Raw genomic sequence first — 21,820 nt, 5'->3', positions numbered from 1 at the left:
TGGTGCTACGTTGCGAAATCTCGAACAAGGCACGGGGCATGAAACGTCGAGTTGCAGAAGACGCAACGTTGGTCGAAGACGTCTCGGATTTGAGGGCGTTCTGTCTCGTGGCCGACCTCCGCTCGCTGACCGCGGCCGCCAAGGTGCTGCGCGAGAGTAAGGCCACGGTGAGCCGGCGGCTCTCGCGGCTCGAGAGCTCGCTCGGCGTGCGGCTACTCGAACGGTCGCCGAGGCTCGTGAAAGCCACCGAGGATGGCCTCGCGTATCGGGCCCGCGTGGGGGAGGTGCTCGAGCTGCTCGGAGACGCCAACGCGAACGCGCGCCGCGATCGCGCCGAACCGGCAGGGGTGTTGCGGGTCACGTCGGCCACTGAGTTCAATTCCGTGCTCGCGCCGCTCGTGGTCTCCTTCGCCGAGCATCATCCGAAAGTTCGCATCGAAATGCTGGTCACGAACGCGGCCCTCGATTTCGACGCCGACAAGCTCGATTTCGCCTTTCGCATCTCGTTTCGCCTGCCCGACTCCGCGCTGATTGCCCACAAACTCGTCGACCTCGAAGCCTCCCTCGTTGCGTCACCCGGGTATCTGCGCAAGCGAGGAGTCCCGAAAACGCCTGACGCTCTCGCGGGCCATCCGATCATCTTCATGCAGACCAATCGCGAGATCGTCTTGCCGTTCAAGCAAGTCTCCACGGGGCGATCGACTTCGTATCGCGTCGTGCCGTCGGCGCTGACGACGACGGACATGAACTTCGTCGTCGAGCTAGCCGCCGCCGGTGGAGGCATCGGCATCGTCCCGAGCGTGGCCGTGGAGCGTGAGCTCTCGTCACGGCGTCTGACGCGCGTTCTCGACGACTACGCGCTCGGTGGGGCATCGCTCTGGCTCCTCCACCGCGGCGGGAGCTTTCTTCCGTCGAAGGTGCGCGCCTTCCGCGACTTCGTGCTCGAGACTTTCCGTGCTCGCGCCCGTCGTCACTCGAGGCCGGCGACCGAGACGCGCGGATAGCGGGGGAGCCCACGGCGAGGCTTCGGCAACTTCTCGAGCTGCCGATAGACGAACGAACCGAGGCAGAAGTGCGTCGAGGCCACGGTTGCCCCCGCGAGGCCCAAAAGTCCTCCGGCAATTCGTCCAGTCCGCTTGTGACCTGTCGCGAAGAGCGCGGCTGCCGTCGCCGCCCACGCCGCCGCAAGTCCCATCGCGAAGCGTCGCGGCGGCGGATTGGCGGGCAACGGCGCGGTCTTCGTGATGCGACGTAGGCCTCGGTTGTAGAGGCGATCGAACGGATGCTCGCGCCGCGATGCACCGAAGGCGGACGTCAGCGAGAAGCAGAAGAGCACGGCGGGGGACGCCAGCGCCGTCCCGGTGACGATCCAGGCCGTGCTGAGCGAAGGCGTCAGCCTGAGCCAGGGCGCAACGCCAGCGATGCTCGCGTCCGTTTCGCACGCGAATCCCTGCATGTCCAAGTTGCGCTCGGTGAAGCGTGAAGTCATGAGCTGCTCCCGCCGCCGAGAATGACGGCCGTGAGCCAGATGCAAGACTTCGTCCTCCTACGTCATAGACGTGAAGCGCGTTCGTCGTCGCGCACGACGAACGAGGACGTCACGAGCTCGTGCGTATCAGCACGGGTGACCTTCACCCTCGACGTCGACCTTCCTCGCGTGCTCCCGGACGAAGGAGGCGAAGGCGCCGGGTTGGGACGCGGTGGAGTACGGCGCGGGGACGATCGTTGCGGTGTCCGCCGAGGCGACCCAAAGACCATCGACGTCCGCTTCGAGCACGGCTCGACCCGCCGCCTCCCAAGCGCACCGCCACAAGCGCACTGCCACCCCGGCGGCGACTCGCCGCAGAAGATCCGACCGACGTTGCCGACGCGCCGCAGGAGGTCCGACGTTGCCGACGCGCCGCAGGAGGTCCGACGTTGCCGACGCGCCGCAGGAGTTCCGACAGGCGACTGAGGAGGAGATCCGACCGACGTTGAGGGTGAGGAGATCCGACCGATGTTGAGGAGGAGATCCGACCGACGTTGAGGGGGCCTGGGAAGATCGAGGAGAACGGACCGACGTTGAGGAGAAGAAGAGACGGGTGGCGGTCAATGTCGGTCGGTTCTCTGCGGTTCTCTGCGACACCAAACTCGTTGAGCTGCTCAATGTCGGTCGGACCTCAACGACGGTCAGACCTCAACGTTCGTCGATCGCGGATAGTCGGTGTAGCCCTGCGGGCCCGAAGCAAAGAAGGTCGTCGGGTCCGGAGGGGTGAGCGGAGCGGAGGTCAGAAACCGTGCGGGGAGATCGGGATTGGCGATGAATGGCCTCCCGAACGCGACGGCGTCTGCTTCACCTTCGAGGATGACCCTTTCGGCGGCGTCCTTCGTGAAGCCCTCGTTGGCGATGTACGCACCCCCGAAAGCTTCCTTGAGCTTCGGGCTTAGGCGATTTTCACCCAACGATTCACGTGCGCAAATGAACGCGAGCTTGCGTCCACCCAACTCGCGAACCAGATAGGTGAAGGTTTCGAGCGGGTTTTCATCCCCCATCGAGTGGGTGTCACCGCGAGGGGCAAGGTGCATCCCAACGCGATCGGCGCCCCAAACGCTCGTCACCGCATCGGTCACCTCCAACGTCAGACGCGCGCGATTCTCGACCGTTCCGCCGTACGCATCCGTGCGAAGGTTGGAAGCCGTCTGCAGGAACTGATCGAGCAGATAGCCATTCGCTCCGTGAATCTCGACTCCGTCGAAACCTGCGCGTTGCGCGTTCTGTGCTCCCTTTCGGAACGCTTCGATGACGCCAGGAATCTCTGATAGCTCGAGGGCCTGCGGAACGACGAACGGTCTGTGCGGACGTACCAGGCTCACATGCCCGCCCGCCGCGATCGCGCTCGGGGCGACGGGACGCTGACCATTCAAGAACACCGGGTCCGAGATTCGCCCCACATGCCAGAGCTGGAGCAGAATACGGCCTCCAGCAGCGTGCACCGCTTCGGTGATGCGCTTCCAACCAGCCGTTTGCTCGTCCGACCAAATGCCGGGTGTATCGGCGTAACCGACCCCTCGGGGCGTCACCGAAGTCGCCTCGGTCAGAATCATTCCGGCGCTGGCGCGCTGAACGTAGTACTCGCGCATCAGATCGTTGGGCACACGGACGTCGCCCGCGCGCGCTCGCGTGAGCGGCGCCATGATGATGCGGTTCGGAAGCTCGAGCGCACCGATTTCGACGGGTTGAAAGAGAATCGATGATGTTTGCATCAGATCAATGCGAGCTGTTGCCAGCCGCACTCCTGTTCCTCTGAGGACCGGACGTGGGCGATGACGCGTCGCCGTGCGCGCGCACGAACGTTCATCCGTGCTGCAGACGCTCGCTCTCCGAGGCCGCATGTTCGAGAAGCGCTTTGCGCAAGACGAGACGGCAGCGAGAGAGCGTGCGGGGGGCGTCGTTCATGATTGTGGGGCCCAGCGAGCCGTTGAACAATCATCGATGAACGCATAAGACTGGTACGAATGGAGTACCAATTGGGTCGTTCGCTCGAGGAGCTCGCGACGTTCGCCTCGGTCGTCGACGCGTCCGGGTTCTCCGCTGCTTCGCGTGCGACGGGCGCGCGTAAGGCAACACTCACCCATCGCATTCAGCAGCTCGAGAGGCGTCTCGGTGTGACTCTTCTCGTCCGGACGACGCGGTCGCTTCGACTTACGGACGAGGGGCGCGCTTACTACGAGCAGGCGAAGCGTGCGCTTGATGCGGCACGCGATGCGGAGGCCGTCGCCCTCTCGGCGAAAGCCGAACCGAGCGGCACGTTGCGCGTAACGACGTCCGCCGCTTTGGCGGGCTTGCTTCTCGAAGGTGTCGTCGTCCAGTTCCTTCGTCGGTACCCTCGGGTGTCGCTCGTGCTCGACACCTCGGTAAGGCGTCTCGACCTGGTGCGCGAAGGCGTGGACCTGGCGATCCGTCCGGCGCCGCTGAGCGATTCGTCGCTGGTCGCCCGGAAACTCGGCGTGTTGACGGGGGGCTACTATGGGAGCCCGCGCTACCTGGAAAAGCGAGGGATGCCGTCGCGTCCCGAGGATGTTCGAGAGCACGACGCCATCGTCATTCCGGGCGCGACCGAGCCGATGGAGTGGCCATTCCTCGTCGGCGGCCGCAAGCGGATGATTCCGGTGCGTTCGCGTCTGTCGGTGACGAGCTTCGAACTGGCCGCTCGTGCCACGGCTGCGGGGCTCGGGCTCCTCCGCTCACCAAGCTATTTCGTCCGGCCTTTCCTCGCCAAACGGCAGCTCGTCCAGGTTCTCAGCGACTGGACGGCCCCCGGCGGCGAAATCTACGCGGTCTTCCCGCCAGGAGGCGCGCTTTTACCGAGGGCGCGCGTCTTCGTCGACATGCTCGCGTCATGGTTCGAGGACAACGCCGGCAATACCTAGATGGCTTGAGACCGCGCGTCTCGGGTCGAGGTTGGTGGCCGTGACTCCCGCGGTCGGCCGCCAGCCAGCGATAGCCTTCAAGTTCGAGCCGCGCTTGCCGTTCGAAGGAGCGGTGAGCACGTTTCGTCACCCGGGTTCGACCGACGGAATGAAAGGGGGCCTGCAAGTGTCGCGTCGGGGCGAAGTTGTGGTCCTCCACCGTTCGAACGCGTACTTGCACACGCGTATCGTGGGCCACTTCGACATGGATCTCGCGAACGTGCTCATTGGCACGCTCGAAGATTGGATGGGCAGCCAACGTGGAGTCGTTGCCTTTCATGATTGCGTGAAGCTCGAGAACTACGACGTGGAAGCGCGCGAGCGCATTACCACCTGGTCGCGCACGCGCGTGGACCGCTTCGATGGTGTGCATCTCCTCGTCGAAGGGCGCATCATCGGGTGGGCACTCAGGCTCGTCTCAGTAGCGATTGGCGGAAAGCTCACGACGCATTACGACCGCGCAGCGTTCGAAGGCGTCATCGCCCGACGACGCAACGTCGCTCGTCCGGATCGCTGACAGTCGACAGGTCGAACGTGCGAATCAAAAAATGAGTGGGTCGCTCCTGAGTCGTCGGCCTTGCGTGCCCTCCGTGGACGTTGGGCCAACCGTGAGGGCTGCGTCGGCAGGGGAAAATCGACGCATGCGACTCGGCCATAGCCGTGAGCCCGCGACGTCGTTCGCGGCGAGGGGACGTCGAGTTCGAGACTCGACCGATACCGATCGCAGAGGTCGCTCAGGCGAATGGCCTTCCGGCGGCTTGGAACCGGACGCCGCGCCACCGAGGAGCCAGTCCGGCAGTAGCTCTCGTGCCCACCGCCACGTGCCCGACGGAAACGGAATGTCTGTGATGCCCTTCTTCAGTGCGTCGAGTGCACGACGATAGAGCTCGTGAAACTGCTTCCTCTCGGCGCGCGCCTTCGTCGCCATTTCATTGTTGCCGCCGGTGGCGAATGTCGGATTCCGTGATCCAAAGGGGCTGAACCCCGTCGACTGTCGCGTGATTGGCACTTTGCAGAGTTTTGCGGCGCTGGTCTTGACGAAGCGACCGGCGCTGCGCGCGGCTTCACGAGCGCGTTCAACTGCGGCGTGCACGGACGATACTAGGACCTCCTTGGCCTTTGCGCCGAAAGTCTCGATCAGCGCGGGCGGCATCGTAATCCGGATGCTGACGCGCTCGGGCCACTGGGGGTTCTCGGGGTCGAAGTAGACCGAAGGGCGCTCGACCTCGATGATGCGCTCACCGATGTCGTTGACGGAAACGGTGACGCCGGGCCACTGCTCGGGATGCTCCACCAATCCAGCGTCAACGACGTTGGCGAGCGTATATCCGATTTCCTTCAGCACGGCATCGGCGCCATGGAGCTGCACGCAGCTGGCGGCCGCGCGCTGAAAGACTTCTTCAGGCCAGTTCCGATGGACCTTGACGGCATTGGCAACTAGCCGATTCCGTTGACCGAGGAATGACGGTAGGACGCCGCGCATGTCGGTGAGTACCTCGTGGAGGTGCGTCGACAGCATCTGAACCGCATGAAGTTCGATACCGAACTTGGCGGCCATGACAGCCGTGCAGTACCAGTAGATCTGTTGGACCGTCCCGTCCGCGTCCGGTCGCAGGAGAAAGTGCCTGCGCGTGACGCGACGAGTGATGAACCACGTGACACCCCCAAGGATGTGGCGAGGCAACGACATGCCGCGCGCTCCAGCACGCGTCGTGCCGAGGCGGAATTCCCATTTTCTCAGCGATTGCGACGATCGGATCTGGCCGTGCCAGTTTTGGGGTGGCCTCGGGCCACTCGCCGCTCGCTCGCCGTATTGTCAGTTGAGTCGCTGGTGGAATTCGATGTTCTGCTCCTTGCGCCCCGACCGACGTTGCCCACCAGCCGCCGTCGGTCGACCTCAACGTCGGTCGACCTCAACGTCGGTCGACCTCAACGTCGGTCGACCTCAACGTCGGTCGACCTCAACGTCGGTCGCAACGTCGGTCGACCTCAACGTCGGTCGACCTCAACGTCGGTCGACCTCAACGTCGGTTGGTTCTGTGTTGGTTCTGTGTGTGCGCCGAGTGGCCGCGGGGTGGCTCGAAACCCATTCGAAGAATGTGTGCGACCTCGAGGGGAAGGGCGGCTCTGGCGGTCGAACCAATGAAACTCGCCCTGGTCATCGCTCTCGTGGCTGCTGCCGCAAATTTCGCTTGCACCGACCATGTCATGACGACCGAGTCGACCGACCCATCCAGGCCTGGAGAGGGGACGGCAACCGACGATGAGTCCGGTGTCGATCCGGGCGACGGGGCCGAGGTCGACGACGAGACCGACGCGTCGCCTCCCTCGAAGAAGAAAGACTCGGGGGCGCCGAAGCCCGGGGCCGATCCGGATTCCGGGGCGGCCGGGCGGACTCTGGGAACGCGGATGGAGGCTTCGTTCCGCCGGCTCTGTTCACCAGGATCGGCATGACAGTTGCCGAATGCAACGGCGCAGGCGCTGGATACCTCTACGGCCCGGGAATACCGACGCAGTCGTACGACGTCCGAACGGCCTGGGGGATGGCACCGACGCGGTCACGGGCATCGGCAACAAGATCTTCGGCTACACACGCCCGCAGATCTCGAACGCAACGTTGCCGCTCTCCGGAGCTGCTGGCGAGAAGCACATCCGACTAGCCATTGCCGCAAGCAATCCCACGCTCGTCGCCGGCGCTCAGTATCAAGGCGCGCTGGTCCTTTCTGAATGGAACACGACGACGTCGAGCTGGAGCCGCCGACGCTACGGCGTGGAGCGATGGACACTTGTGTGCGGGGAGGATCGCCGGCCACGTCGAGAGCCTCGCCGATGGTACCGGCGCGACCCGCCTCGACTTCTATTTCGTCGCCCCCTGCTGACGCCGAACTTTCCCAAGTAACAGAGGAGGCCGCGAGAGATCAGCCTCCAGGGGCGGATGACTTGAGGCGCAGTGAAATGCGCTCTTCGAGGGCGTCCGCCTCGATGCCGAGCGCTGCGGCCGACGCGAGCAGGATGGCGCGTTCCTGTGGCCTCACGCGACCATCGGCTACCGCGGCGTCGACCAAGAGTGCCATGACGCGGGCCTGCACGTCAGGCGCGAGAGCGCGAAGTGTCGAGGTGATACGCCCGGCATCGCTGGGGTCGCCGTGACCCTCGGAATACTCCGTGCCTAGGCCGAAGCGCTCGACAATTCGCCGCAGAAACGCACGTTCCTCCTCGGCGACGACTCCATCGGAAGCAATGACGGCCTGAATCAGCTCGATGACCTTGATGCGCTCGGCAACGTCCACGGGCCCGAGGATACGCGGACTGCGCCACTCTGTCGCCACGCATCGCGGGATGTCGTTGTTCGTCGTCGTCGAACTCAACGTCGGTCGGGTCTGGCTCGACTGGCTCAACGTCGGTCGGGTCTGGCTCGACTGGCTCAACGTCGGTCGGGTCTGGCTCGACTCAACGTCGGTCGGGTCTGGCTCGCGACTCAACGTCGGTCGGGTCTGGCTCCTGGGCCTGACGGAAAATCGTCGGGCCCATGTCGAGAACGGATGGGCGGCTCCGACGTCCTCGTGAATGCGCCGGGAAGGCCGGCGATCAGCATGAGGCAAAACGATGCGCACGTCGTCGACGCTCCACCAAACGCCCTCGACCGGTTTCTCGTCTTATCTGCGCAGCGTAGGCGCGGTCCTTGCTGGACTCTTCGCCGGTGCGGCGCTGTCGCTAGCGACGGACGAGATTCTTCATCTGCTCCAAGTCTATCCGCCGTGGGGGGAGCCGATGACGGCGCCGGGCCTCAATCTGCTCGCACTGGCCTATCGGTGCGTGTTCGACGCGGCGGGGCTGTACCTCGTCGCGAGACTCGCGCCGCGCACGCCCATTCGCCATCTCTGGATCGCGGCTGGTATTGGCTTCGTCGTCGCCATGCTCGGCGTGTTGGCGTCGCTGAACGCAAACCTCGGTCCCGTCTGGTATCCGGTCGTCTTGGCTCTTTCGACGTTTCCGTGTGCTTGGGCCGCGGCAGTGCTCTACGCGAAACGAGTGCCGACGACGGAGCCCGTTCGAGGATGACCGGCGGATGACTGGCAGCCCAGAATCCTGCCGGGAAGCCTGCGAGTCCAGCACACGCTCGAAGCGTGCGTTACATCGTTCTTGGTGTACGGCAACGGCTATCCTTACATTCCGCCCGCTTCGCCTCCACCTCCGCGCAGGACTGGTCTTCCGCCGCTTGCCATCTCGGCGATTGCGGTCGGCGTCGTGGGCGTCCTCGGCGTCGGCTCGTGCGTCCTCGTCGGTGGTTTCTATGCGCTCCGCGGCGCAGGAGCAGCAGAGGCCGACGCGCCGCGCGAGCCCGTCGCCGCGAATGAGCCATCGGATCGCGATGACCGCCGAGGCTCTGGCGCCGCCAATCCGCCGGCGAGCAAGACGTGGAACCTCGCGGACGAGGACGACACGAACGAGAACACCGCCGCCAGTAAGAACACCAACACCAACGGCGCCGCCGCGAACCAGCCTTCGACGGCCGGTAAGGGCGGCTCGACTCCTCCGTCGGCAACCGGAACGTCGACCTCGCCGAGCGGGGGCGCGAGCCCGCGTTGGTTTTGCAATGCTACGGGTTGGGTTCGCGTGTGTGGCTTCGCCAACGTGTGCTCGAACCAGACCGTCTTTGGCAGCGGCTTCGGTTCCGACCGCATGGTCGCCTCGACGACGGCCAAGAACGCCTGCGAGGGCATGGCGCGCGCGAAGGGCGGCTACGGCGGCTCGTGCTCCGTCAGCTGCAGCTTGCGCTGACGAGCGCGCGACCTCGTTACTCTCGCGACGAGCGCGCGCATCGATCGGCGATGCGCTGTTCGGCGTCGAGGATGTCGTTGGTCGCGAGGACGAAACCTTGTTTGGGTGAGCCGGTCGCTGTCCAGGCGAAGCTTCGCCACAAGGCGAGAGACGCAGCGCCGGAGGTCCTTCCCTCGAGGCGCTCGAGCAGGTCCACCGCATAGGCGCAGAGACCGAGCGGCTCTCGCATGTCCGGGTCGCCCACGATCGTGTCGACCTCGTCGTCGGGGAGCGACTGCTTTTGCGCCTCGGCCACGCGCAAGACGAAGTGCTTCATCATGCGGAGCGCGCGTCTCTTGTCGGCGGGCTGGACCTTCTTGGGCCGCAGATAGGAGCGCTGCACGAGCCAGCTGCAGATCGGACAGAAGCAGTGTGCGTCGGGCGAGTAGAGCCGCTTGCCCGGATTGGGGTCGAGATCGAACGTGCTCCGGAGGTATGTCGAGAACAGATGGCTGAACGCTTCGACGTCCTCACGCGCAGGCTGCACGTCGCTCGGCAGCGAGGCGTAGTGTTGCTCGACCCACGCCCGTGCCGATTGCTCGAGCGAGCCGAAGGCGTGGAGTTCGTTCGGTGCCAAACGCGCAGACTGCAGGCCCTTCTCGAGCCATCGCAAGAAGCTGTACCCCTTTGCCTGCAATACGACGGCCCGCTCGATGTCAATGCGATTGAACACCATGCGTGAAGCGTCCGACTGCGCAGTATCCGCGGTGGCGTACACCGCTGTCTAGACCGGTCATTTTCGGTCGGGGGCTGTAAGGCGTGCCCCCACCGATTCGACGTGCTTCGTCGCTTTCGAACACGCTTTGCGGCTTCGTTTGCAACGAGCAGGGACACATGAGGAGGAGAATCGACCTCGGCCTGGCGTTGATGTTCACGGCGGTCGCCGGTTGCCTCGCCGCATGCGGTGGCGGCGACGGCTTCTCCTCCCGCGCGGGTCCGAACGATTCCTCGAACGACTCCACGAATGGCGGGTCCACGAACGGGCCAGGCGACAACGGCAGTGGCGGTTCGTCGGGGCCCTGGGTCGACAACGGCCCTGACGCACGCGCGGCCGAGGAGTGCCTTCCCGACGGCGTGGACAACTCCACTCCATTCTCCAAGACCTACCGCGTCGTGCGCCGCGGTCAGACGACGTTCGACGGTCAGCCGTACGAGATCGTCAGCGCCATGCCCTGGACCTACACGCTCGAAGCCGTCCAGTGCAAAAAGAGCTTCCCGATGGTGGAGATGGACACCCACTACATCGTCGATAGCAATTTCGAGCTGCCTTACATCAAGGGGGTCACCGACCACGTCGCCTGGACGCCCGGCGTGAAGAACAAGGGCTGGGCGATCGGCTCGAACGACGATCCCGCCGAGCTCGTTCAGAAGAACGGAGCGATTCGGCCGTTCGTCTATCACGTGAACGCCGGCTACGAGTACGGCTACTTCATCTACAACAAGGACCCGCTTCCCGACGATCCGATCCGCTACACGGGTTTCCGTCCAGCATGGGTCGTCCATCCGGAAGGCGCCGGCTTCCACATGTTCTTCCTGGATCCGGCGGCGCCGGATTCGCAAGGGTTCGAGTGGCCGCGTCACGGGGCGAACTGGGAGCTGAACTTCGGGCTCTCCGTCGATGCGGCAGGGAAGGTCTACGTGCCGAAGTCCGAGAAGGCGAAGCTCGCCAACCACGACGAGGGCTGGGACGACTACTTCGGCTGCGTGACGATCAACAAAGCGAACGCGCCGATTCCGACCACGCGCACGCAGTTTCCGGGTAACGAGTCGTACTACGCGTCGGAGACGTTCCTTCCTGGTTATGCCCACTCGGGCGCGTCCGGCCACAAGTACTGGGGCCAGAAGGGCCGGCCAATGGAGGAGGTCGCCATCTGGGAGGACGACGGCATGCCGGGCCTCAACTCGCCGGGCAACTACCACAAGCCGTACTCCGGTGGATGCGATCAGGCCGGCTACAACTTCGCCCACGCCGAGGGCTTCACATGGCCCGAGCTCCGCGCCGCGCGCACCAAAGCGGGCGACATTCCGACGCGCGACCAGCTCTACAAGATCACGGTCTACAAGTACCTCGGCAAAGAGAAGCGGACCGACTTGCTCGGCACGCTCTCCTACCAGCAGCAACCGAACGGCGAATGGATCCCCACGGGCTCCGGGCCGGAAGCGCACTCGCTCAACGACAAAAACGGACGCTGGATCATCAACGGTCCTGTTTTCCAGGACCGCGGTGACCACGTCTTCGCGGTTCTCGAGAGTCTCTGAATCATGAAGCTCACGCACGGCTCGATCGGATCACTTCTTCTCGTTGCGGGCATCGTCGGCGCCGTCGCTTGCGGGTCGAACGACGATGACTCCAACTCTGCCAATTCGCCGTCTGGTCCGAACGCGGGGAACGGCAATGGCGGAAACGGAAGCGGCGGTGGTTCGAGCTCGTCGCCGCCTGTCGGTGATCCGAACTCCGGCACCTGGCTCGACCTCGGCAACACCCATGCGCCGGACCACGCGCCTCCGGTTCCGACGAATACGGGCGCGCCGACGCGTGGCGGAACGCTGACCTTCACGAACATCGGCGCTCCCGGCTACTGGGGGCGGCGCATCGAGGCGGAGCCTGGTGATCCGCGCTGCGACGTGCAGTCGGAGACGATCAACTTCGGCTGGGGCAGCGAGTTTTGCTGCCGCCAGAAGCACGAAGTCACGTCGAACACCCTCACGCCATTCAACGAGCAGCTGCACATGGTGCTCGACGGACCGCTCAAGGTGAAGCAGTTCGTCGTCTATCAACCGCTCGCCGACAATGCCGGACCGTGGGCCATCCGTTCCTTCTGGGACAGCCGTTCGCCCGACAAGCCATACAACTTCCAGTTCTCGGGGCCGAAGAACGACACCACGTTCGATGGCGTGCTCGGCAACAGCTGCACGTTCTTCGCGATGCAACAGAAGAAGTTTCCGTGCGGCCACGGAAGCGATCCCTACTGTCCGGGCTCCGACCTCGACTACGACGGATGGCCGGGGTCGAAGCTCGTCGTCGTCCTCGCGTCGATGCCGTATGCCGACGATCCGGCGATGGCGCCACGGACTTGCGACGAACACCCCGACCAGCGCCAGCAAGATTCGCCGTGGATCGGCATCTCGCCCTCGGAGCTGAATCGCGACGGGTGGTCGGGCTACCACCCGTGCCATTGCTTCAACAACACGCCCGGTGGTCAGCTTGGCGACGGCTGCGGGCAGATCAACGTCTTCGAAGTCATCGCCGAGGCGTCGGGCCCGCAGTGGGGCAATCGCGACATCATCAGCACGGGCATTCGCTCCTATCAGGTCGGCTCGCTCGGCGGCGTGACGTGTGGCATCCAGTCGTGCGGGGTCGAACACTTCCCGAACGACGCCGATCTCGTCGACGTCAACAGCCTGACGGCGATGAAGGCCGGGGCGGTGGTCGATGCAAACAATCGCGCGATGAAGGAAGGCCCGGCGTGGCGTCGAGCGCTCGATGATCGCTACTACCTCTTCTTGCTCGATGAAAATTCGCGCACCGTGCAGGTCGCGGTGATGCATCCGGGCAAGCTTCCGCCGGCGGCGCAGAAGTTCCTGCCTGCGCTCCCGAACACGGTCACACGCGCGGACATCGACGGGTTCGTGAACCTCCGACTGCCTCAGTAACGACGAGTCGAGTCACCAGCGCCAGCGAGGTTCCGTGTCGCCGCCCGAAGATGGGGAGCGTGGAAGCCTCGCTGGGGCGTTTCTTTATCTGCAATGGACGACGAAAACGCCCGAGCAGTGTCTCTGCCCGCGTCGTCGTGTCGTCGCGTCGTCGCGAAGAAGGAGCGTCAGCGCGTGCAGGCCGGGTCGTGCGGAGCGTTCACGTAGGCCTGGCCGAGCGGCGTGAGCTGACCGTCGCTGCCGAGCAGGTCGACGAATGGAACGTTGTCGGCGCGGCCGGCGAACCACGCGTAGCGCGCGACGCGCGGGTCGCTCTCGAGATACTTCACGGCGTCGACGAGGAAGTCTTGCTGCTCTTGGGCGTTCTTCGCATCGTCACACGCGAACTCGGTGAGCCAGATCGGCTGCGTGAACTTGCTCTCGTAGTTTTTGATGTGGTTGATGAGCCACTGCGCGTGATTTCCGTTTTCGCCCTTGCAGCCCACGTAGATGTGGACGGCGATGGCGTCGACGCGACATCCGGAGCACGACGCGAAGAAGTCGCCCAGGTACTTGAACGGATCGGTGTCCTGGCAGCCGCCGCCGCAGAAATTCACGGCGGGAGAGACCAGCGTAAGCTTGCGGGCGTCGGCGACGGCTTGCACGTTGGGCCACAAGGCGGCGGCGTCCTTGGCCGAGAGGTTGGCCTGCGCGTTGAAGTTCGGCTCGTTGAAACCGAGCAGGGCGGATACGCCTTGGGGCGCCTTGGCTTGCACCTGCGCGGTGTCGACCTTCGCGCCCCACACCATCGGGACGTACTCGACGCCGATCGACTTGTAGTCGTTTTTCACGCCCTCGTCGGGCTCGAAGGCCCAGTTGTACCACCACGAGACGCCCTTCGAGAGCGCCTGCATGTCGGCCTTCGAGTGGTAACCGTAGGCGACGCCTCGTTTGCAGCCGCTCGCCGTCTGCTCCTCTGGCGTCTTGGTGCTTCCACCTCCGTCGTTGCCGCCGCCGCCCGCGCCGCCACTGCCACTGCCACCGTTCGAGGCGCCGCCATTGCCTCCTTGCGCCGGCGGATCGTTCGTCGTGCCGTCGTTCGAGGTATCGGAGCTCGAGCTGCTCGAGCAGGCGGCGAGCAGTCCGGCGAGTCCGAGCGAGAGAATTGCCTTCATCGGGGATCCTTTGGGCGGGGCGCCGAAGCGGTGCGAGCATGTCGGCAGCCTTTTCGGTGCCGAGAAAGGTGCACGACAGCCCAGTCGCCGGAGCGACCCCAATCCGTGTTCGATTCGGTCGTCAGAAACGAAGACCGACTCCGACCGTCATCCGCGCACCTACCGCCGAAGGCCGGAAGAACGATTCGGTCGACTCGTTCGAGAGGAGGACGAACTCCGGCCGCGTAAGCGGTAGGACAGCCGCGCCATCGAGCTCCACCGCAAGGCGCGTGCTCGAAGGAATGCGAACCAGGGCGCCGGGCTCGAACGTCACGAGGTACGCCGTCTGCTGGTAGGCCTCGGCGAGACCTGTGCCTTCACCCGAGATCCGGACCCCGCGAACACCGACGCAACCGTGGATCGCCAACCAGCCTGTATTTTTCCCGACGCACGGGCGCAGCGCGAGGCTGACCAACGAGAGATCGGCGCCGACCTGCGGACGCGAATCGAGCGACGTGCTCGTCGACGAGGTGATCTCCGCAGAGAGATCGACACGGAGTGCCCGCCACACGAGCCCCGCTCCAACGACGGCCGACGGCGCGATGCCCGGGAGAAGCGCACGGCCGGCGCTCGCCCCGAGGAAGACGAGCGCCGCGAGCTCCCGGCGTGACGGCTCCGTACGAGCCGGCGTGCTCGACTCGAGCTCGCGTGCTTGCGGCGGCTCCGGGCGCGGGGCGGGCGGGGGAGGAGGGGGGGGCGGACCGTCGGTGACCGGCGGTGGCGGCTCCGTCGTCGGCAGGTCGGCTGGCGCCACGGTGGCGGCCTGAGGGTCGATGGTGAGAGCAACGAGGACCGCGGCTCCACGCGAGAGAGAGCCGCAATTTGCAGCGCTCAGCGTTCGCTTGCCCGTGGCTGCTCCCTGAAACTCGAGCTCCACCGTCCAGCGGCCGGCGCTCTCGCGCACGTTGCCCGTGACCGCGAGCGTCTGCTCGGGCGGGCGAGTGACGAGGCGAGTCACGGCCGACTCGAGCCAGGTGCGACTCGGGCATTCGCTGGGCGCATTCCACGTCAGATCGAGCGACGGGGGTTCGGCGCCTGCCGAACGTTCGAAGGCGATGAACGTGAGCAGGAGGGCCACCAGGCCCGTCCATGCGCCACCCACCGACGTTCGACTCCCTCTGCGCATTCAGGCGCGGAGTCTACGCTCGGCGTACGTTCTATTGGGACAAACACGACTTACGGATGCGCGCGACGAGGGGGGAGCTCGGGTTGGCCGCCACGAAGCGCTCGGCGAGCGCGCGGCCATTGCTCCGCTTTGCATCGCACGACGCGATGGCCCGAAGCCCTTCGCGCTCCGGTGCCAGCGAGCCGCGAGGATAGTCTCGTTCGTGTCGAGCGAGCGCTGTCAGTGCGGCGTTGGGCTCTCCGCGCTCGAGCGCGCGCTGGGCCTGCGTGATGAGAACGAGCTGCGCGTCGATGTCGTCGCTCTCGGCCGTCATCTTCGGCGTCGAGGCCGCTCGGCGCGCGGCGGGCCGAGCGGACACGGCGGCTGGCGAGCGATCCACGGTTTCGGGTTGCGGAGTCGCGCCGACGGGTGTCGCTTGCGGCTCCGCCATTCCCGCCGGAAGCTCCGCAGGCGCCGCGGCCGGGGCCTCCCGTTCGGTTGGCGCCGCCGCCGAAGCCGCGGCAGCAACTGGCGTTACCGTTGTAGGTCGCTTCACCGCCACGAACGCCCCGCCGCCACCGACGGCGAGCACGACGACGGCGAGGCCGACTTTCAAGCCGCCAGTGAAGAGCGAGGTCGAACCCGCCGCGCTGGCGACAGCGCCAACTTTCGCGACGCCTGGACCGGCCGCGGCCGTACTCGCGGCGGCGGCCGTGCTCGTGCCGACGGCGCCGCCCGCGATGGTGGCAAGGACCGACGCCCGCACACGCGCGCGATCGTTCGTCGTCGGCTCGCTGGACGAGCGGAGCACGTCGAGCCACTTTTGCTCGTCGGGACCAAGGTCGTCCATCACACCGTCCTCCGTCGTTCCTGGGCCTGGAATCTCGTGACAGCGGCGGAGAACGCCGCGCGCGCCGCGCGAAGACGCGCATAGGCGGTGTTGAGGTTCAGCTGCTCTGCTTCGGCGGCCTCGGGCACGGTCATTCCTTCGAGTTCCACGAGGATGAAGATCGAGCGCTGCTCGTCGGAGAGCGAGGCGAGCATGGCCTGCGCGATCTTCGCGGCTTGCGCTCCACTCGCGGCATCGGCGGGGTCGGGGCCTGCATCGACGATGAGGTCGGGATCGAAATCGGTACGGCCCGGCGCGCGCCTGGTCGTGCGGTGATGCATGAGCACGACGTTGTTCAAGATGCCGTACACCCAGGATTTGACGGACGAACGCCCCTCGAACTCGGGCAGGCGACGGTGGACGATCACGAAGACGTCCTGGCAGATGTCGTCGAGCATCGCGTCGGGGATGCCGCGCCGCCGCGCGACACGCCATACGAACGGAAATAGCTCTTCGTACACCGCGAGGAAGTCCAACGCGGGTTGAGTCGGTACCCCCGGCACGGGTATCCCACCCTCACGCTGCATTGGAGAATCGATGTGCACGATGTCCTCGCCTTGAGTATTGCCGACGGGCGCCGATCCCGTGACGAAAAGCGCATCGAGCGCGTGTGCGTGCTATCGAAAGGCATGACCCACGCGGCGAGACCGCCTCCGCTTCGCGCGATCCTTTGCGGGTGCGTGCTCGTCGTCTCATCGCCCGCGTGCAGCTCGGGGCCCATCGCTCTCGGTCGTCTCGACGATACGACCTTCGGCGCCGACGCTGGGCTCGGCGACGGGGGGCTCGGAGGTGAGGCGCCATCGGATGCCGCAGTCGATGCCGTCGCCGATGGAGGTGTTTGCGACACACCCGTTCCAACGCGGCAGTACGCGTTCGACGGCACCGGGACCGAGGTGGTCGACACACGCGGTGGCCCGAGCGCGAAGTTGCTCGGGGGAGCCACGCTCGACGGGAGCGGCGTCGTCCACCTCGACGGCGTGGACGACTACGTCGACCTGCCGAATGGTCTCCTCGCGGGGGCAAGCGAGCTGACGATTGCCGCCTGGTTCCGTCGGATCGGCGGCCCGTCGGCTTACAAGCGTGTGTTCGACATCGGCACGACTGGGAACGGCGAAGATCCGCCTATCGGAGAGTCCACCACCGGAAAGGCCTATCTCGCGTTGAGCACGGCGACGGGATATCCGCAGTCCGGCCTTGCTGCCCTCATGACGGCCGGCGGCCCTCCCGGCGAGATTGCAGCGACGAGCGACGTGGTGCTCGACAAGGAAATGCACCTCGCCGTCGTCGTCGTCTCGAACGCCGCCCTGTCGCTCTATTACGACGCCGCTCTCGTGGCGCAGGTGACGCGCACCGTCGAGCTGTCCTCGATTCTCGACGAGAACGCGTGGCTCGGTCGCTCGCAGTACTCGGCCGACGGCTTCCTCGAAGGCGACTACGCCGACGTTCGCTTCTTCAGCGGTGCGCTCACCGCTTGCCATGTTCAGAAGCTCTTCGCGCAAGGCCAAGACCCGCACTGACGTGGTCGAGCGCCTCGCCGTCGTGGACAGCGAGGCGCGCTTTCCCTACGGCATTCGGGACGGCGACGACAACGAGAGCTCGAGCAGGGGCCGGGAGTCGTCGGCGAGGAGTCGAGAGATGCTCGGCGCGCCGCGAAACTCGGGGTAGCCTCGGGACCGAGCGCATGTCGCACAATACGTTCGGGCATCTCTTCCGCGTCACCACCTTCGGCGAAAGCCACGGGCCCACGATCGGCTGCGTCGTCGACGGGTGTCCTCCGGGCATTCCGCTCGAGGTGGCCGACATCCAAGGCTACCTCGACAAGCGTCGGCCCGGGCAGTCGCGCTTCACGACGCAGCGGCAGGAGCCCGACGCGGTGCGGATCGTGTCCGGTGTCATGCCGGACGACGCGACCGGCCAGGCGCTTACCACCGGTACGCCGATCGCGCTCCTCATCGACAACGTCGATCAGCGGAGCAAGGACTACGGCGAGATCCGCGAGCAGTACCGTCCCGGACACGCGGACTACGCCTACGACGCGAAGTACGGCATCCGCGACTATCGCGGCGGCGGTCGATCGTCCGCACGGGAGACCGCGATGCGCGTCGCCGCCGGCGCGATCGCGCGAAAGGTCCTCCTCTCCGGCCCGCGCGTCCGGATCCGCGGGGCCCTCGTTCAGGTCGGACCGAACGTCATCGATCGCTCGAAGTGGGACGACGCCGAGATCGACAAAAATCCGTTCTTCTGTCCGGACGCGGCGGCCGCCGTCGAATGGGCGACCTACCTCGATGGCGTCCGCAAGCGCGGCTCTTCCTGCGGCGCCATCATCGAAGTGATCGCCGAGGGAGTGCCGGCGGGATGGGGCGCGCCGATCTACGCGAAGCTCGATGCCGAGCTCGCGAGCGCGTTCATGAGCATCAATGCGGTCAAGGGCGTCGAGATCGGCGATGGCATGAGCGCGGCGTCCCTCTCGGGCGAAGAGAACGCCGACGAGATGCGAGCGAGCACCGACGGCAGTGGCCCGGCCTTCCTCTCGAACCATGCCGGCGGGATCCTCGGCGGGATCTCGACGGGGCAGCCGATCGTCGCCCGCTTTGCGGTCAAGCCGACCTCGTCGATCCTCACGCCGCGTCGCTCGGTCGACAAATACGGCGACGAGGTGGAGGTTCGCACCAAGGGACGTCACGATCCGTGCGTCGGCATCCGTGCTGTCCCCGTGGGCGAAGCGATGATGGCGATCGTCCTGGCCGACGCCTTCCTCCGTCATCGCGGTCAGGTCGGCGAGGGCAGCGGACGCTGGCCCTTCACGCGCCCTCAGACGCCATAAAACGTTGCAGCTCGCTTGGTCGGCGCGAGCGGCGCGCGCCGACCAAGCGACGCGCGCTCGCTGCGGACGGAATCATTGGACGGAGAGCTCCGGGCCAGCAAAGCCATCGATGCCAGCGTTGCCGGGGCCCGCGCCTGACGCACCCTTGGTCCCCGGGGTGAGCGTGTTGCCCTTGGAGGGGGCAGCGTTGGGGGAGGCACCGATGAAAGCAAGCGCGACCGAGATGCCGCCTGCGCCGCCGCCCCGGGCGCGCCGTTGGCACCCGGGTAGCCGTCGCCGCCGGGGCACCCGTCTCCAATGCGATTGCCCTTGGTGCCGCCGAGCATGCCCTGTTGACCAGGGGCTCCCGCGCCGCCGTTGCCGGCGTTCCTTGCCGTGATCGTCGAATCGAGAAGGGCGACGTTCGCGTTGACGGAGACGAGGCCGATGCTCGCGCCGCCGCCGGCGCCCCCGCCGCCGCCGGCGCCCCCGCAACCACCGGCGCCTCCGCCTCCGCCCGCGCCAATGGACCCGTGCCCACCGCCTCCGCCCTGTCCTGGGCCGCCACTGCCGCCGTCCCCTCCGCGCTCGGGGGACCATCCGATCTCGGAGAGGGTGCCGAGTCGCGCAGCGCCCTCGGCGCGCCCCGCCTCTTCGGCGCCCTTGCCTGTCGTCTCCGAGAAGCAGTTCGACGAGGTGCCGCCGTTGGCGTTGAAGAGCGGCGGGCCCGGGGCGCCATTTTCGCCTGGCTTGTTTTTGTCCCCGCCCTTGCCGCCCGTCGTCATGCGGCCGTCGGGGCAGGTGACGCTCTTGGCGGCGCCGCCGGCACCGACCGCGCCGTTGTTTCCGGTGGGATCGATGCCGCGGAAGTCGTAGGGAACCAGAACGCCGTCAGCGCCGTCGGCGCCTTTGCCGGCGGTAAGTTCGACGTTCTGAAACGTGACCGCGGCGGTCGAGACGAACGCGGCGATGCTCGAGCCTCCCGGAGCCGTGGCGTCCTTGGCCTGGATGATCAGGTTCGCAAACGTGACGTCCTGCGCGAGGTCCACCTTGAGAGGCGAGGTGGTGGCGCCGAAGACGGGCTTCGCGCCCGAGGGGTCCCACTTGCAGTCGACGCCGCCGAGGATGGAGACGTTCGAGTGCTCGGCGCCGAGGCGGATGTCCTCGTTGTAGACGCCCTCGCAGACGTAGATGCGCTTCTTCGCGGCGGTGAGCTTGGCGAAGGCGCGCGCGAGGGTCTTGACCGGCTTCGCCTTGGAGCCTTCCGCGCCGTCGTTGCCGGTGCTCGTGGAGACGAAGAGGGCCGTGCTCTCATCGAGGCACGCGCCGGCATTCGGGGTCGCGGCGCAGGGGTCGGGCGCGGGCTGGTCCTTGCCGGTCCCGTTGACTTCGCTGTCGCCCATCGCGTCCACGTCGTTCGTGGTGCCCGCGTCGCCCGCGTCGCCGTCGGTCGTTGCGCTGGGGATGGACGGGCTCTCGGCGAAGGACGAGCAGGCGGCGATCGTGGCGATGAGGACGAGAGACGAGAGCTGGAAAGGTCGCACGGGATCCCCTCGAGGGCAGCGGGTCAGGGGGCCTGGTGCGACAAAATCGCGGTCGGCCCACCCGACGAATGGATGGTTTGAGCGGTAGGTCGACTTCCCCTTCGTTCCGGAGGAAGGCGAAGTTGCGAACAAAATGCGCGCGTGTCGATGGACGAGTGAGCCGTCTCAGTGCTTCGGATCCGCGGGCACTCCGAGTCGATCGTGCGTGCGCCGGAACATCCGCATCTGCGGGTGCCGGCGCTTCCATATCACCCGCAGCCGCGAGATGTGTGTGTGATGCACGGAAGTGTGGCGCGACGCCGCACGGGCCTCCGCACGGAGTCTCGTTGGGGAGCGGCCCGATGCCATTGAAACGGCCGGCGCTCGCGGGCACCATCGGCGCGTCATTCGACAAGGGGGGCATGATGGCAGTTCGTTCGTTTGCGGCTCAGGATCTGATCGTTCTTCCGAACGTCTCGGGAAGCGAGACGGTCGCCATGGTGAAACAGCTCGAGACGCGTGCGGCGGAGACGAAGTTGTCGGCCGACGTCAGCGATGCGCTCGCCGAGGTCTGCGCCTACCGCGACGCGCTCGTCGCCGCGCAGGCCAAGAAGCTCGCGCAAGCGCCTGCGACCAGCGCCGAGGCGGTGGAGGCCGACCGCATCCTCGATCGCGCGTGGGGCTCGACGAGCGATTGGCTGCACGCATGGTTGCGCCTGGGCGATCCCGACTTCGTCGCGCACGCGGAGACGCTGAGCAGTGCGCTTTTTCCCAATGGCACGTCGTTCATCAATCTTCCGTACCTGGGGGAGTGGTCGGAGTCCGACCTTCGTGTCCGGACGATCAAGGAGAAGAAGCTCGAGCCGCACTTCAAAGCGCTCGGTGGCGAGGTCTATCTCACGGCGATCAAGACTGCGCACGCGGCGTACGGAAAGGCGCTCGGCGTGACCGAGAACTCGAAGGGCCCGGCGCCTGAGCCGGTGGACGTTCGCCAGGCGCTCCTCGATACGCACGACGCGATCCGTGAATACGTCGCCAAGGTGATGGCGACGGTGAGCAAGAAGAAGCCGAACAGCGGCCAGATCGCCGCCTCGCTCCTCGAACCCATCACCTCGCGCGAGACGCGAAGGCGCAAGGGCGCCGTGTCGCCCACCAAGACGCCAGCCGGCACTGCAGCCGCCGGCAGCGCGAGCGGCGAGACGCCCAACGCCTGAGCCCCTCCCGAGTACGAGAGGGGGCCGAGGGGGGCCGAGAGGGATGCGATCCTCATGGCCTCCTCCTCGCGAGGGCAGGGAGGAGGATCGGATCCGCTTCCGCCCCCCTCCCTAGGGGCCCCTTGGAGGATGGGATCCTCGACCGACCCCCTCTCGAGGGGGGGGCCAT

At 66.2% G+C, this 21,820-nt stretch carries 22 protein-coding genes; 12 read left to right on the top strand and 10 right to left on the bottom strand.

What is annotated here, in order from left to right:
- Window positions 1-38: 38 nt before the first annotated feature.
- Window positions 39-1,004 (top strand): LysR family transcriptional regulator, encoded by a 966-nt coding sequence (locus AKJ09_RS42345; RefSeq protein ID WP_146653525.1) that lies wholly within the window; start codon window positions 39-41, stop codon window positions 1,002-1,004.
- Here AKJ09_RS42345 and AKJ09_RS42340 read toward each other — a convergent pair.
- Window positions 971-1,489, bottom strand: coding sequence for a DUF4395 family protein (locus AKJ09_RS42340; RefSeq protein ID WP_146653524.1), 519 nt, complete (start codon window positions 1,487-1,489; stop codon window positions 971-973). The two genes, AKJ09_RS42345 and AKJ09_RS42340, sit on opposite strands and share 34 nt — an antisense overlap.
- A gap of 680 nt (window positions 1,490-2,169) precedes the next feature.
- On the bottom strand, window positions 2,170-3,243 hold the full coding sequence (locus AKJ09_RS42335) for an alkene reductase (RefSeq protein WP_146653523.1): 1,074 nt from the start codon (window positions 3,241-3,243) through the stop codon (window positions 2,170-2,172).
- Window positions 3,244-3,495: 252 nt separating this feature from the next.
- On the opposite strand from AKJ09_RS42335, the gene AKJ09_RS42330 reads away from it, so the two are divergent.
- Both AKJ09_RS42330 and AKJ09_RS42325 read left to right on the top strand, forming a co-directional pair.
- A complete protein-coding gene (locus AKJ09_RS42330) occupies window positions 3,496-4,410 on the top strand; it encodes a LysR family transcriptional regulator (protein WP_146653522.1) in 915 nt (304 codons plus the stop codon).
- Between the two features lie 40 nt (window positions 4,411-4,450).
- Window positions 4,451-4,966: a hypothetical protein gene (locus AKJ09_RS42325; protein WP_146653521.1), complete on the top strand. Its 516-nt coding sequence runs from the start codon at window positions 4,451-4,453 to the stop codon at window positions 4,964-4,966.
- A 24-nt stretch (window positions 4,967-4,990) separates the two neighbouring features.
- Here AKJ09_RS42325 and AKJ09_RS42320 read toward each other — a convergent pair whose 3' ends face one another.
- A complete protein-coding gene (locus tag AKJ09_RS42320; protein WP_146653520.1) occupies window positions 4,991-6,139 on the bottom strand; it encodes a transposase in 1,149 nt (382 codons plus the stop codon).
- A 452-nt stretch (window positions 6,140-6,591) separates the two neighbouring features.
- On the opposite strand from AKJ09_RS42320, the gene AKJ09_RS42315 reads away from it, so the two are divergent.
- Window positions 6,592-6,903 carry a hypothetical protein gene (locus AKJ09_RS42315; RefSeq protein WP_146653519.1) on the top strand — a complete coding sequence of 104 codons (312 nt, stop codon included), beginning with the start codon at window positions 6,592-6,594 and terminating at the stop codon, window positions 6,901-6,903.
- A gap of 464 nt (window positions 6,904-7,367) precedes the next feature.
- On the opposite strand, the gene AKJ09_RS42310 is transcribed toward AKJ09_RS42315, so the two are convergent.
- Window positions 7,368-7,739 (bottom strand): tellurite resistance TerB family protein, encoded by a 372-nt coding sequence (locus AKJ09_RS42310; protein WP_169928311.1) that lies wholly within the window; start codon window positions 7,737-7,739, stop codon window positions 7,368-7,370.
- 55 nt (window positions 7,740-7,794) lie between these two features.
- Between AKJ09_RS42310 and AKJ09_RS53695 the strand changes: the two genes are divergently transcribed.
- The 3 genes from AKJ09_RS53695 to AKJ09_RS42300 all read left to right on the top strand — a co-directional run bounded on the left by AKJ09_RS53695 (window position 7,795) and on the right by AKJ09_RS42300 (window position 9,231).
- Window positions 7,795-8,016 carry a hypothetical protein gene (locus AKJ09_RS53695; protein WP_169928310.1) on the top strand — a complete coding sequence of 74 codons (222 nt, stop codon included), beginning with the start codon at window positions 7,795-7,797 and terminating at the stop codon, window positions 8,014-8,016.
- Between the two features lie 39 nt (window positions 8,017-8,055).
- The gene (locus AKJ09_RS42305; RefSeq protein ID WP_205633946.1) at window positions 8,056-8,511 is read left to right on the top strand and encodes a hypothetical protein; all 456 of its coding nucleotides are present in this window, start codon (window positions 8,056-8,058) and stop codon (window positions 8,509-8,511) included.
- Window positions 8,512-8,592: 81 nt separating this feature from the next.
- Window positions 8,593-9,231: a hypothetical protein gene (locus AKJ09_RS42300; protein ID WP_169928309.1), complete on the top strand. Its 639-nt coding sequence runs from the start codon at window positions 8,593-8,595 to the stop codon at window positions 9,229-9,231.
- Window positions 9,232-9,247: 16 nt separating this feature from the next.
- On the opposite strand, the gene AKJ09_RS53690 is transcribed toward AKJ09_RS42300, so the two are convergent.
- The gene (locus AKJ09_RS53690) at window positions 9,248-9,946 is read right to left on the bottom strand and encodes a hypothetical protein (protein WP_169928308.1); all 699 of its coding nucleotides are present in this window, start codon (window positions 9,944-9,946) and stop codon (window positions 9,248-9,250) included.
- 158 nt (window positions 9,947-10,104) lie between these two features.
- Between AKJ09_RS53690 and AKJ09_RS42290 the strand changes: the two genes are divergently transcribed.
- Complete coding sequence (locus AKJ09_RS42290; RefSeq protein ID WP_146653516.1) at window positions 10,105-11,529, top strand: hypothetical protein; 1,425 nt, start codon at window positions 10,105-10,107, stop codon at window positions 11,527-11,529.
- 3 nt (window positions 11,530-11,532) lie between these two features.
- A complete protein-coding gene (locus AKJ09_RS42285) occupies window positions 11,533-12,924 on the top strand; it encodes a DUF2403 domain-containing lipoprotein (protein WP_169928307.1) in 1,392 nt (463 codons plus the stop codon).
- Between the two features lie 167 nt (window positions 12,925-13,091).
- Here AKJ09_RS42285 and AKJ09_RS42280 read toward each other — a convergent pair whose 3' ends face one another.
- The 4 genes from AKJ09_RS42280 to AKJ09_RS42265 all read right to left on the bottom strand — a co-directional run bounded on the left by AKJ09_RS42280 (window position 13,092) and on the right by AKJ09_RS42265 (window position 16,614).
- Window positions 13,092-14,078, bottom strand: a complete 987-nt coding sequence (locus tag AKJ09_RS42280; RefSeq protein ID WP_146653515.1) for a glycoside hydrolase family protein — start codon at window positions 14,076-14,078, stop codon at window positions 13,092-13,094.
- Between the two features lie 121 nt (window positions 14,079-14,199).
- Window positions 14,200-15,219: a hypothetical protein gene (locus AKJ09_RS42275; RefSeq protein ID WP_146653514.1), complete on the bottom strand. Its 1,020-nt coding sequence runs from the start codon at window positions 15,217-15,219 to the stop codon at window positions 14,200-14,202.
- A gap of 55 nt (window positions 15,220-15,274) precedes the next feature.
- Window positions 15,275-16,072 (bottom strand): hypothetical protein, encoded by a 798-nt coding sequence (locus AKJ09_RS53685; protein ID WP_169927125.1) that lies wholly within the window; start codon window positions 16,070-16,072, stop codon window positions 15,275-15,277.
- Window positions 16,072-16,614 (bottom strand): RNA polymerase sigma factor, encoded by a 543-nt coding sequence (locus AKJ09_RS42265; RefSeq protein ID WP_205633945.1) that lies wholly within the window; start codon window positions 16,612-16,614, stop codon window positions 16,072-16,074. The genes AKJ09_RS53685 and AKJ09_RS42265 overlap by 1 nt, the downstream gene beginning before the upstream one ends.
- A gap of 54 nt (window positions 16,615-16,668) precedes the next feature.
- On the opposite strand from AKJ09_RS42265, the gene AKJ09_RS42260 reads away from it, so the two are divergent.
- Together AKJ09_RS42260 and aroC are read left to right on the top strand one after the other, a co-directional pair.
- On the top strand, window positions 16,669-17,628 hold the full coding sequence (locus AKJ09_RS42260; protein WP_205633944.1) for a LamG domain-containing protein: 960 nt from the start codon (window positions 16,669-16,671) through the stop codon (window positions 17,626-17,628).
- Between the two features lie 164 nt (window positions 17,629-17,792).
- The gene (gene aroC, locus AKJ09_RS42255; RefSeq protein WP_146653510.1) at window positions 17,793-18,935 is read left to right on the top strand and encodes a chorismate synthase; all 1,143 of its coding nucleotides are present in this window, start codon (window positions 17,793-17,795) and stop codon (window positions 18,933-18,935) included.
- On the opposite strand, the gene AKJ09_RS42250 is transcribed toward aroC, so the two are convergent.
- Window positions 18,923-20,458, bottom strand: coding sequence for a DUF1565 domain-containing protein (locus tag AKJ09_RS42250; RefSeq protein WP_146653509.1), 1,536 nt, complete (start codon window positions 20,456-20,458; stop codon window positions 18,923-18,925). The genes aroC and AKJ09_RS42250 overlap by 13 nt on opposite strands.
- Window positions 20,459-20,799: 341 nt before the next feature.
- Here AKJ09_RS42250 and AKJ09_RS42245 point away from each other — a divergent pair, with 341 nt between their 5' ends.
- Window positions 20,800-21,651 (top strand): hypothetical protein, encoded by an 852-nt coding sequence (locus tag AKJ09_RS42245; protein WP_146653508.1) that lies wholly within the window; start codon window positions 20,800-20,802, stop codon window positions 21,649-21,651.
- Window positions 21,652-21,820 lie beyond the last annotated feature (169 nt).

The organism is Labilithrix luteola, assembly GCF_001263205.1.
GTDB classification, from domain to species: Bacteria; Myxococcota_A; Polyangia; order Polyangiales; family Polyangiaceae; genus Labilithrix; species Labilithrix luteola.
Note: the sequence above shows the minus strand (reverse complement) of the source record. Positions and strands in the feature narration are given on the sequence as shown.

Bases quoted from the DNA above. Each gene is read 5' to 3' on its own strand.
- AKJ09_RS42345 (WP_146653525.1), top strand. From the start codon at position 39: ATGAAACGTCGAGTTGCAGAAGACGCAACGTTGGTCGAAGACGTCTCG.
- AKJ09_RS42340 (WP_146653524.1), bottom strand. From the start codon at position 1,489: ATGACTTCACGCTTCACCGAGCGCAACTTGGACATGCAGGGATTCGCG.
- AKJ09_RS42335 (WP_146653523.1), bottom strand. From the start codon at position 3,243: ATGCAAACATCATCGATTCTCTTTCAACCCGTCGAAATCGGTGCGCTC.
- AKJ09_RS42330 (WP_146653522.1), top strand. From the start codon at position 3,496: ATGGAGTACCAATTGGGTCGTTCGCTCGAGGAGCTCGCGACGTTCGCC.
- AKJ09_RS42320 (WP_146653520.1), bottom strand. From the start codon at position 6,139: ATGTCGTTGCCTCGCCACATCCTTGGGGGTGTCACGTGGTTCATCACT.
- AKJ09_RS42315 (WP_146653519.1), top strand. From the start codon at position 6,592: ATGAAACTCGCCCTGGTCATCGCTCTCGTGGCTGCTGCCGCAAATTTC.
- AKJ09_RS42305 (WP_205633946.1), top strand. From the start codon at position 8,056: ATGCGCACGTCGTCGACGCTCCACCAAACGCCCTCGACCGGTTTCTCG.
- AKJ09_RS53690 (WP_169928308.1), bottom strand. From the start codon at position 9,946: ATGGTGTTCAATCGCATTGACATCGAGCGGGCCGTCGTATTGCAGGCA.
- AKJ09_RS42290 (WP_146653516.1), top strand. From the start codon at position 10,105: ATGAGGAGGAGAATCGACCTCGGCCTGGCGTTGATGTTCACGGCGGTC.
- AKJ09_RS42285 (WP_169928307.1), top strand. From the start codon at position 11,533: ATGAAGCTCACGCACGGCTCGATCGGATCACTTCTTCTCGTTGCGGGC.
- AKJ09_RS42280 (WP_146653515.1), bottom strand. From the start codon at position 14,078: ATGAAGGCAATTCTCTCGCTCGGACTCGCCGGACTGCTCGCCGCCTGC.
- AKJ09_RS53685 (WP_169927125.1), bottom strand. From the start codon at position 16,072: ATGGACGACCTTGGTCCCGACGAGCAAAAGTGGCTCGACGTGCTCCGC.
- aroC (WP_146653510.1), top strand. From the start codon at position 17,793: ATGTCGCACAATACGTTCGGGCATCTCTTCCGCGTCACCACCTTCGGC.
- AKJ09_RS42245 (WP_146653508.1), top strand. From the start codon at position 20,800: ATGCCATTGAAACGGCCGGCGCTCGCGGGCACCATCGGCGCGTCATTC.